This is a genomic window from Streptomyces sp. McG3 (genome assembly GCF_018619185.1).
In the GTDB taxonomy this organism is placed as follows: domain Bacteria; phylum Actinomycetota; class Actinomycetes; order Streptomycetales; family Streptomycetaceae; genus Streptomyces.
Window position 1 is genome coordinate 1 of sequence record NZ_JAAXYC010000342.1, and the last position, 7,909, is coordinate 7,909.

Here is a 7,909-nt window from a genome sequence, read left to right on the forward strand (position 1 = left end):
GGGCGGAACGGGGGAGGGGAAGGGCTTCCGGGCGGTTGCGTTCCCGGCCCGACCGCGCCCCTTCCCGCGGCTCCCTTTCCCTCCGGCTCCTTTTCCTCTTCTTCCTTCCCCGTTTCCGGCGACGGTGAGGTGATCGTGATGGTCGCTCGGAAGGGCACCCCGATGTGGCGTGTCGTGCAGCAGATCGAGGCGGCCGTCCGCGAGAACTGAGCATCAATGGGCACTCAGTGCCTTTACGGCCCGGCACTGAGTGCCATATGGTGCGGACGCGCCCGCAGTGCAGGTGCGGCGCGTCCGAGTCGAGCGCAGGGGGTCGAGCCGTGTCCCAGACAGCCATGGGCACCGTAATGGGCACCGTCCAGAAGGCGCACGAGGAGTGCGGCCTCTCCTACAACCGCTGCCGCTGGTGCGGCACCGCCTCGTTCCGGCGGCTGCTGTGCCCGGTGTGCGCGTCGAGCGAACTGGAGCCCGAACGCACCACCGGCCACGGAGTGGTCGTCCGGACCGCCGTGGTCCACCGCTACACCGAGGCGGCGCGCAACGAGTCCCTCGTGAGGTTCTCCGAAGGGTTCGTCTTCCGCTGCCGGATCGTGGGGGCGGCTCCGCACCTGGTGACGGTCGGTGCGCGGGTCCGGCCCGTCTCCGGCGACGAGCCGGAGACGGGCGAGGTGGTCCTGGAACTCTGCGAGCCGCCCGCACGGCGCGACTGGGTCTGAACGTCCCGGCCGGCCGGGCGGCGAACCGCCGATCGGCCGGTCAGCCCAGCCGGTCGAGCAGCTCGGCGGCCAACGGGACGGACGACGCCGGGTTCTGGCCGGTGATCAGATTCCGGTCGGTGATGACGAACGGCGCCCAGGGCTCGCCCTCCTGGAAGTCCGCGCCCAGCGCCACCAGCCGGTCCTGGAGCAGCCACTTGGCCTTGTCCGCGAAGCCCGCCTGGGTCTCCTCGGTGTTGGTGAAGCCGGTCAGCCGGTACCCGGCGAACGCGGATCGGCCATCGGGTCCGGTCGCGGCCAGCAGCGCCGCCGGGCCGTGGCAGACCACACCGAGCGGCTTGCCCGAAGCCAGCACCCGGGCGAGCAGCCGCCCGGAGACGGGATCCACCGCGAGGTCCTCCATCGGGCCGTGGCCGCCGGGGTAGAAGACCGCGTCGTACGCGTCCGGGTCCACGTCCTCCAGCGCGACCGGCCGCCGCAGCTCCTCGAACGCCTCAAGACCGGCCGCCACCGCGTCGGCGCCCTCCTGGCCGCCGTTGACCTCGGGCGCCAGGCTGCCGCGGTCCACGGTCGGGACGACGCCGCCCGGGGTGGCGACGACCACCTCGTGCCCGGCGCCGGTGAACGCCCGGTACGGAGCCACGGCCTCCTCGGCCCAGAAGCCCGTGGGGTGGGCCGTGCCGTCCGCCAGGGTCCAGTGGTCCGCGCCGGACACCACGAAAAGGATCTTTGCCATGTCGTACATCTCCGTTGGTCGGGGTGGCTGACCGGGCCGACGTCAGGCCCGGTCGGGCCAGGATCCGCCTCCCGCCCACGTGTGCCGGAAAGAGGCTTCCGACGGGGCGGCGGCGATCGGCCGTCCGGCGGATCGCCTGCCCCCGGCGGACGGTCCGAATCATCCGGTGCGGTGGACTCCGTCGGCCGGCCGCCGGGATTCCCGAGCCCGGCGTCCCGGTGAACTCGCGCATACGGGCTGGTTGACGCCAGGATCACCCCATCGCCCCGTCGGAGATGTCCGCATTCACCCGGGGGGCGTCGGCTCGAACGGCCGTGCTTAGCTGGAGCCATGATCGATGACTTCCTGTACGGGACCGCCGGGCACACCGGACCGCAGGCCGAGGTCGAGGCCGCCGTGCGCGCCGCCGCCGCGGCCGAGATCATGCCGCGCCACCGGAAGCTCGCCGCCCACGAGATCATCGAGAAGAGCGGCCCCCACGACCTGGTCACCGCCGCCGACCGGCTGGCCGAGGAGCACCTCACCGCCGCCCTCACCAAGCTGCTGCCCGGCTCGGTAGTCGTCGGTGAGGAGTCCGTGCACGCCGACCCGGCGGTCTACGACGCCCTCGGCGGCGACGCCCCGGTCTGGATCGTCGACCCGGTCGACGGCACCCGCCAGTTCGTCCGGGGCGAGGCCGGATTCTGCACCCTGGTCGCCCTCGCCCTCCACGGCGAGGTGCACGCCTCCTGGACGTACGCACCGGTCCGGGACGAGATGGCCGTCGCCGTACGCGGCCGGGGCGCCACGCTCAACGGGGTGCCGATACGCTCCGGGGCGCCCGCACCCGGCGCCGTGCTGAACGTGGCGATGTCGCACCCCGACTACACCACCGAGGCCCAGAAGCGGGCCCTGCTCGGCCTGCGCACCGAAGGCATCGCGGCCCGCCCCTGCGGCTCGGCCGGACTGGAGTACCTCGCCGTCGCCCGCGGCGCCCTGGACGCCACCGCCTTCAACTGGGAGTACGCCTGGGACCACGCCGCGGGCCTGCTCCTGGTCACCGAGGCGGGCGGCACCCAGTCGACCCTGTCCGGCGCCCCGTTCCATATCGCGGGCGGCAACGACCTGCCGTTCACGGCGGCCCGCGACGAGGCCACCGCCCAGCGCGTCCTGGCCGCCCTGCGCACGGAAAGCTGACCCGCCCGACCGGGAACCCGGGGTACCCGCGTCCGCACGGTCGGTGGCGGCGAATACCCTGGGGGTCCGACTGCCGGCCGACGAAGGAGTCCCAAGGTGCCGTCGATGCTCGATGCGGTCGTGGTGGGCGCGGGTCCCAACGGACTGACCGCCGCGGCCGAACTGGCCCGCCGGGGCCTCGCGGTCGAGGTCCACGAGGCGCACGACACCATCGGCGGGGGAGCCCGTACCGAGGAACTGACCCTCCCGGGGTTCCGGCACGACCCCTGTTCCGCCGTGCATCCCCTCGCGATCGGCTCGCCCGCGTTCCGGGGCATGCCGCTGGACCGGCACGGACTTCAGTGGCTGCACCCCGAGGTCGACCTCGCGCACCCCTTCCCGGACGGCACCGCGGCCACGCTGACCCGCTCGGTGGGCGAGAGCGCGATGTCGCTGGGGGCGGCCGACGCCGGGGCCTACCGCCGCCTCATGGCCCCCTTCGTCGGCCGCTGGGACACCCTGGCAGCCGACTTCCTGCGCACCCCCTGGGACGGCCTGCCCCGCGACCCCTACCGGCTGGCCCGTTTCGGTCTGCTCGGCCTCCAGCCCGCCACCTGGCTCTCCCGCCGCTTCTCCGGTGAGAAGGCCCCCGGCCTCTTCGCCGGGCTCGCCGCCCACGCCATAGCGCCCACCAGCGGCGTCGCCACCTCGGCCATCGCCCTCGTCTTCGCACTCGCCGCCCACGAGAACGGCTGGCCGGTGCCGCGCGGTGGCTCCCAGGCCATCTCCGACGCCCTCGCCTCCTTCCTCCGCGAACAGGGCGGCACGATCCGCACCGGCAGCGAGGTCAAGCGCCTGGACGAACTCCCGCCCGCCCGCGCCTACATCTTCGACACCTCGCCCTCCGCGCTCGCCCGGATCGCGGGCCTCGGCTCCGCGTACCGCGGCTACCGCTACGGCGCCTCCGCCTTCAAGATCGACTACGCGCTGTCGGGCCCCGTCCCCTGGACCGCGTCCGAGGCCCGCCGCGCGGGCACCGTCCACATCGGCCCCGACGCCGGGACCATCGACACCGCGCTGAAGGCGGCCGTCGAGGGCCGCGACCCGAGCGTCCCCTTCCTCATCACCGCCCAGCCCAGCCTGACCGACCCCTCCCGGGCCCCCGAAGGGCGTCATGTCTTCTGGGTGTACGGGCACGTCCCGGCGGGCTGGGAGGGCGACGCGACCGACGTCATCGAACGCCAACTGGAGCGCTTCGCCCCCGGGTTCCGCGATCTGGTGCTCGCCCGCGCCCTCGCGGGCCCGCCCCAACTCGCCGCGCGCAACGCCAATTACGTCGGAGGCGACATCGCGTGCGGAGCCTTCGCCGGCCTCCAGACGCTGATCCGCCCCAAGCTCGCCCGCGTCCCCTACGCCACCGCGCACCCCGCGGTCTTCCTCTGCTCCTCGGCCACCCCGCCCGGACCCGGCGTCCACGGCATGTCCGGCCACCACGCCGCCAAGGCCGTATGGCGAAGGCTGCGGGCCTCCTGAACCGACCGGGCGGCGAAGGCCCCCGGTGCGCGGCATGATGTCCGCATGAGCACCTCTGTCTCCCCCGCCGTACGTCTGGTCCGCGGCGACATCACCGACCAGTCCGTCGACGTCATCGTCAACGCGGCGAACTCCTCGCTGCTCGGCGGCGGCGGAGTCGACGGCGCCATCCACCGGCGCGGCGGACCCGACATCCTCGCCGCCTGCCGTGAACTGCGCGCCTCGCACTACGGAAAGGGACTGCCCACCGGGCAGGCCGTCGCCACCACCGCCGGACGCCTCGACGCCCGGTGGATCGTGCACACCGTCGGCCCGGTCTTCTCCGGCGCCCAGGACCGCTCCGCGCTGCTCGCCTCCTGCTACCGCCAATCCCTGCGCCTGGCAGCCGAGTTGGGGGCCAGGTCCATCGCGTTCCCGGCGATCTCCACCGGCATCTACGGCTGGCCGATGGACGACGGGGCCAAGATCGCCGTCCGCACGGTCCTGGCGGAGACCGTGGAGCCGTTGGAAGAGGTGCGCTTCGTCCTCTTCGACGCCCACGCGTACGTGGAGTTCGAGGAAGTCCTCGCGATGCGCTGAGGCCGCGCCCCGCGCCCCGGAAGTCCCGTGCCCCGCGGCCACCGGGCGGGTTCGGGCGCCTGTCGGATTTCCGCGCGAGGACCCTGTCGGATTTCCGCCAGCCAGGCCGCTGACCGGTGCACCATCCTGGAACCATGCACACCGACACCGAGCGCTGCGTGCGGGCCGTCCAGTCCAAGGACGCCCGCTTCGACGGCTGGTTCTTCACCGCGGTCCTGACCACCCGGATCTACTGCCGCCCCAGCTGCCCCGTCGTACCGCCCAAGGTCCGCAACATGACCTTCTACCCCAGCGCCGCCGCCTGCCAGCAGGCCGGATTCCGGGCCTGCAAGCGGTGCCGCCCCGACACCAGCCCCGGCTCCCCCGAGTGGAACGCCCGCGCCGACTCGGTCGCCCGTGCCATGCGCCTGATCCGGGACGGGGTCGTCGACCGCGAGGGCGTGTCCGGGCTCGCCTCCCGGCTCGGCTACTCCGCGCGGCAGATCGAACGGCAACTGCTGGCCGAGCTGGGCGCCGGCCCGCTGGCCCTGGCCCGTGCCCAGCGCGCGCAGACCGCCCGCCTCCTCATCGAGACGACCGCGCTGCCCATGGCCCAGGTGGCGTTCGCCGCCGGCTTCTCCTCGATCCGCACCTTCAACGAGACGGTCCGCGAGGTCTTCGGCCTGGCCCCCGGTGAACTGCGGACCCGAGCCGCCCGGGGCCCCCGGCCCGCCGCCGTACCGGGCGTCATCGCGCTCCGCCTCCCGTACCGGGCCCCGCTCAACCCCAGCAACCTCTTCGGCCACCTCGCCGCGACCGCCGTCCCCGGCGTCGAGGAGTGGCGGGACGGCGCGTACCGGCGCACCCTCAGCCTCCCGTACGGGAACGGCGTCGTCGCCCTGAGTCCGGCGGCCGGCCACATCGCCTGCCGGCTCTCCCTCACCGACCCCCGCGACCTCACCCGGGCCATCAGCCGCTGCCGCTGGCTCCTCGACCTGGACGCGGACCCGGTCGCCGTCGACGCGCAACTGCGCACCGACCCGCTGCTCGCCCCGCTGGTCGACGCGGGCCCCGGCCGCCGGGTGCCCCGCACCGTGGACGGGGCGGAGTTCGCCGTACGCGCGGTGCTCGGCCAGCAGGTCTCCACCGCCGCCGCCCGCACCCACGCCGCACGGCTGGTCACCGCCCACGGCGTCCCGGTCGAGGACCCCGAGGGCGGGCTGACGCACCTCTTCCCGGCCCCGGAGGCGCTGGCCGGCCTCGACCCGGAGGCCCTGGCCCTGCCGCGGACCCGCCGAACGACCCTCACCACGCTTGTCGCCGCCCTCGCGGAGGACCGGCTGCGGCTCGACACCGACACCGACTGGGAGCGGGCCCGCGCCGAGCTGGCCGCCCTGCCCGGCTTCGGCCCCTGGACGGTCGAGTCCATCGCCATGCGGGCCCTCGGCGACCCCGACGCCTTCCTCCCCACCGACCTCGGCATCCGCCGGGCGGCCGAGCGGCTGGGCCTGCCGGCCACCCCCGCCGCCCTCACCGCACGGGCCGCCGACTGGCGACCCTGGCGGGCGTACGCCGTGCAGTACCTCTGGACGGTGGACGACCACCCCATCAACCACCTGCCCGCCTGACGCCCGACGCCGACAAGGACACCTCTCCATGACCACGACCGGCACCACTCCCACCTCACCGGTGACCAAGCAGCACACGGTCATCGACAGCCCCTACGGCCCGCTCACGCTCGTCGCCACCGACGGAGTCCTCTGCGCCCTCTACATGACCGACCAGCGCCACCGCCCGCCCCAGGAGACCTTCGGCGTCCCGGATCCGGAGCCCTTCGGCGAGACGGTCCAGCAGCTCACCGAATACTTCGCCGGGGACCGCACCGCCTTCGACCTCCCGCTGAGCCTGGGGGGCACGCCGTTCCAGCGGAGCGTGTGGGAGGAGCTGCTGAAGATCCCGTACGGCGAGACCCGTACGTACGGCGAACTGGCCGAGGAGCTCGGGAAACCGGGCGCCTCGCGGGCGGTCGGACTGGCCAACGGCAAGAATCCCGTCGGGATCATCGTGCCCTGCCACCGGGTCATCGGGGCCTCCGGGAGCCTCACCGGCTACGGCGGCGGGCTGGACCGCAAGCAGCGGCTGCTCGCCTTCGAGAGCGGGGGGACGGCCGGCGACGGGGTGCAGGCGCTGTTCTGAGCGCGGGCCGGGGCGTGCCGGAGCCGGTACGCCCCCGCCCCGCGTTCCTCAGCCGGTGAAGATCTCCACGGCCGTCCAGAGGGCGAGGCCCAGCATGCAGATCCCGCCGATGCGCTGCACGGTCTTCAGCGGTACGCGCTTCGCGATGAACTTCCCCGCGAGCAGCGCCAGCGCCGAGACCGACATCAGGGCGGCGGCCGCACCGATCGCCGTGGACCAGGTGCCGTTGCTCGCCGCCAGGTTGGCGGTGGTGATCTGCGTCAGATCGCCCCACTCGCTGATGAAGACCGCCATGAACGCCGTCGTGTAGACCGGCCAGAACCCGGTCACGGTCTTCACCTCGGCGTCCTCGTCGTCGTCCCCGCCGCTGCCGCGCAGCAGCATGAACGCGCCGAACGCGAAGAGCGAGGCCGAGACGAGCTTGACGATCCAGTCGGGCAGCAGCCCGATGAGGCTGCCCGCGCCGACGGCGATGGCGACGTGCACGACGAACGCGGACGAGGTGCCGAACCACACGTAGAGGGGCCGCATCCGCGTGCCCATGGCCAGCGACGCGAACATCGTCTTGTCGGGGAGCTCCGCGAGGAAGATCAGCCCGAAGGCGGTGAGGATCGCCAGGGGGTCGAGGTGCATTCCGGGTGGCTTTCTGTTCGAGCCGGGCCCGGGATCTTCGCGAAGCGCCGCTCGGGCTTTTCGGAGGACCACTCGGCCCGGCATGACGGCTCCGCCCACAGGACGTGGACGTGTCATACAGGACCGAAGGTCTCGCCCGCCCGTGGCAATCCTTCGCAGGACACACGAGCCCGGCCACCGGGAACCCGAAGGCTCCAGTATGTCGACGACCGGTTTGCGGGGCTACTCCCCTTCGCAGCCGTCAACACTACCCCACCCGGCCGGACCCGGGGGCTGGTGTTCGAACCGGGAGCGCCTCGGTAGCATCATGATGATCACCCGCCCCGCGGTGGTCCGCCGCCATCCGACTCCACCCACCGCGACGGGAAGTGCCCCCATGAGC

Annotated in this window: 8 protein-coding genes and 1 pseudogene; 7 read left to right on the forward strand and 2 right to left on the reverse strand. The window is 73.5% G+C overall.

Going from position 1 to position 7,909, the window contains the following annotated elements; all coding sequences use genetic code 11:
• Both HET64_RS39385 and HET64_RS33465 read left to right on the forward strand, forming a co-directional pair.
• Positions 1–210, forward strand: a pseudogene (locus HET64_RS39385) (TetR family transcriptional regulator); the annotation flags it as partial.
• Between the two features lie 137 nt (positions 211–347).
• Entirely contained in the window at positions 348–716 is a 369-nt protein-coding gene (locus HET64_RS33465) for a Zn-ribbon domain-containing OB-fold protein (RefSeq protein ID WP_215110957.1), read from the forward strand.
• Positions 717–756: 40 nt separating this feature from the next.
• Here the strand turns inward: HET64_RS33465 and HET64_RS33470 are convergent, their stop codons facing one another.
• Positions 757–1,452, reverse strand: coding sequence for a type 1 glutamine amidotransferase domain-containing protein (locus HET64_RS33470; RefSeq protein WP_215110945.1), 696 nt, complete (start codon positions 1,450–1,452; stop codon positions 757–759).
• Between the two features lie 330 nt (positions 1,453–1,782).
• Between HET64_RS33470 and HET64_RS33475 the strand changes: the two genes are divergently transcribed.
• The 5 genes from HET64_RS33475 to HET64_RS33495 all read left to right on the forward strand — a co-directional run bounded on the left by HET64_RS33475 (position 1,783) and on the right by HET64_RS33495 (position 6,894).
• A complete protein-coding gene (locus tag HET64_RS33475) occupies positions 1,783–2,628 on the forward strand; it encodes an inositol monophosphatase family protein (protein ID WP_215110947.1) in 846 nt (281 codons plus the stop codon).
• A 96-nt stretch (positions 2,629–2,724) separates the two neighbouring features.
• Positions 2,725–4,140, forward strand: a complete 1,416-nt coding sequence (locus tag HET64_RS33480) for an NAD(P)/FAD-dependent oxidoreductase (RefSeq protein WP_215110949.1) — start codon at positions 2,725–2,727, stop codon at positions 4,138–4,140.
• Positions 4,141–4,185: 45 nt separating this feature from the next.
• Positions 4,186–4,719 carry an O-acetyl-ADP-ribose deacetylase gene (locus HET64_RS33485; protein ID WP_215110950.1) on the forward strand — a complete coding sequence of 178 codons (534 nt, stop codon included), beginning with the start codon at positions 4,186–4,188 and terminating at the stop codon, positions 4,717–4,719.
• Positions 4,720–4,853: 134 nt separating this feature from the next.
• Complete coding sequence (locus tag HET64_RS33490; RefSeq protein WP_215110952.1) at positions 4,854–6,326, forward strand: AlkA N-terminal domain-containing protein; 1,473 nt, start codon at positions 4,854–4,856, stop codon at positions 6,324–6,326.
• 28 nt (positions 6,327–6,354) lie between these two features.
• Entirely contained in the window at positions 6,355–6,894 is a 540-nt protein-coding gene (locus tag HET64_RS33495; RefSeq protein ID WP_215110954.1) for a methylated-DNA--[protein]-cysteine S-methyltransferase, read from the forward strand.
• A gap of 48 nt (positions 6,895–6,942) precedes the next feature.
• Here HET64_RS33495 and HET64_RS33500 read toward each other — a convergent pair whose 3' ends face one another.
• Complete coding sequence (locus tag HET64_RS33500; protein ID WP_215110955.1) at positions 6,943–7,527, reverse strand: TMEM165/GDT1 family protein; 585 nt, start codon at positions 7,525–7,527, stop codon at positions 6,943–6,945.
• Positions 7,528–7,909: the final 382 nt, after the last annotated feature.

Coding starts and splice junctions, on each gene's coding strand:
- HET64_RS33465 (WP_215110957.1), top strand. CDS start 348: ATGGGCACCGTCCAGAAGGCGCACGAGGAGTGCGGCCTCTCCTACAAC.
- HET64_RS33470 (WP_215110945.1), bottom strand. CDS start 1,452: ATGGCAAAGATCCTTTTCGTGGTGTCCGGCGCGGACCACTGGACCCTG.
- HET64_RS33475 (WP_215110947.1), top strand. CDS start 1,783: ATGATCGATGACTTCCTGTACGGGACCGCCGGGCACACCGGACCGCAG.
- HET64_RS33485 (WP_215110950.1), top strand. CDS start 4,186: ATGAGCACCTCTGTCTCCCCCGCCGTACGTCTGGTCCGCGGCGACATC.
- HET64_RS33490 (WP_215110952.1), top strand. CDS start 4,854: ATGCACACCGACACCGAGCGCTGCGTGCGGGCCGTCCAGTCCAAGGAC.
- HET64_RS33495 (WP_215110954.1), top strand. CDS start 6,355: ATGACCACGACCGGCACCACTCCCACCTCACCGGTGACCAAGCAGCAC.
- HET64_RS33500 (WP_215110955.1), bottom strand. CDS start 7,527: ATGCACCTCGACCCCCTGGCGATCCTCACCGCCTTCGGGCTGATCTTC.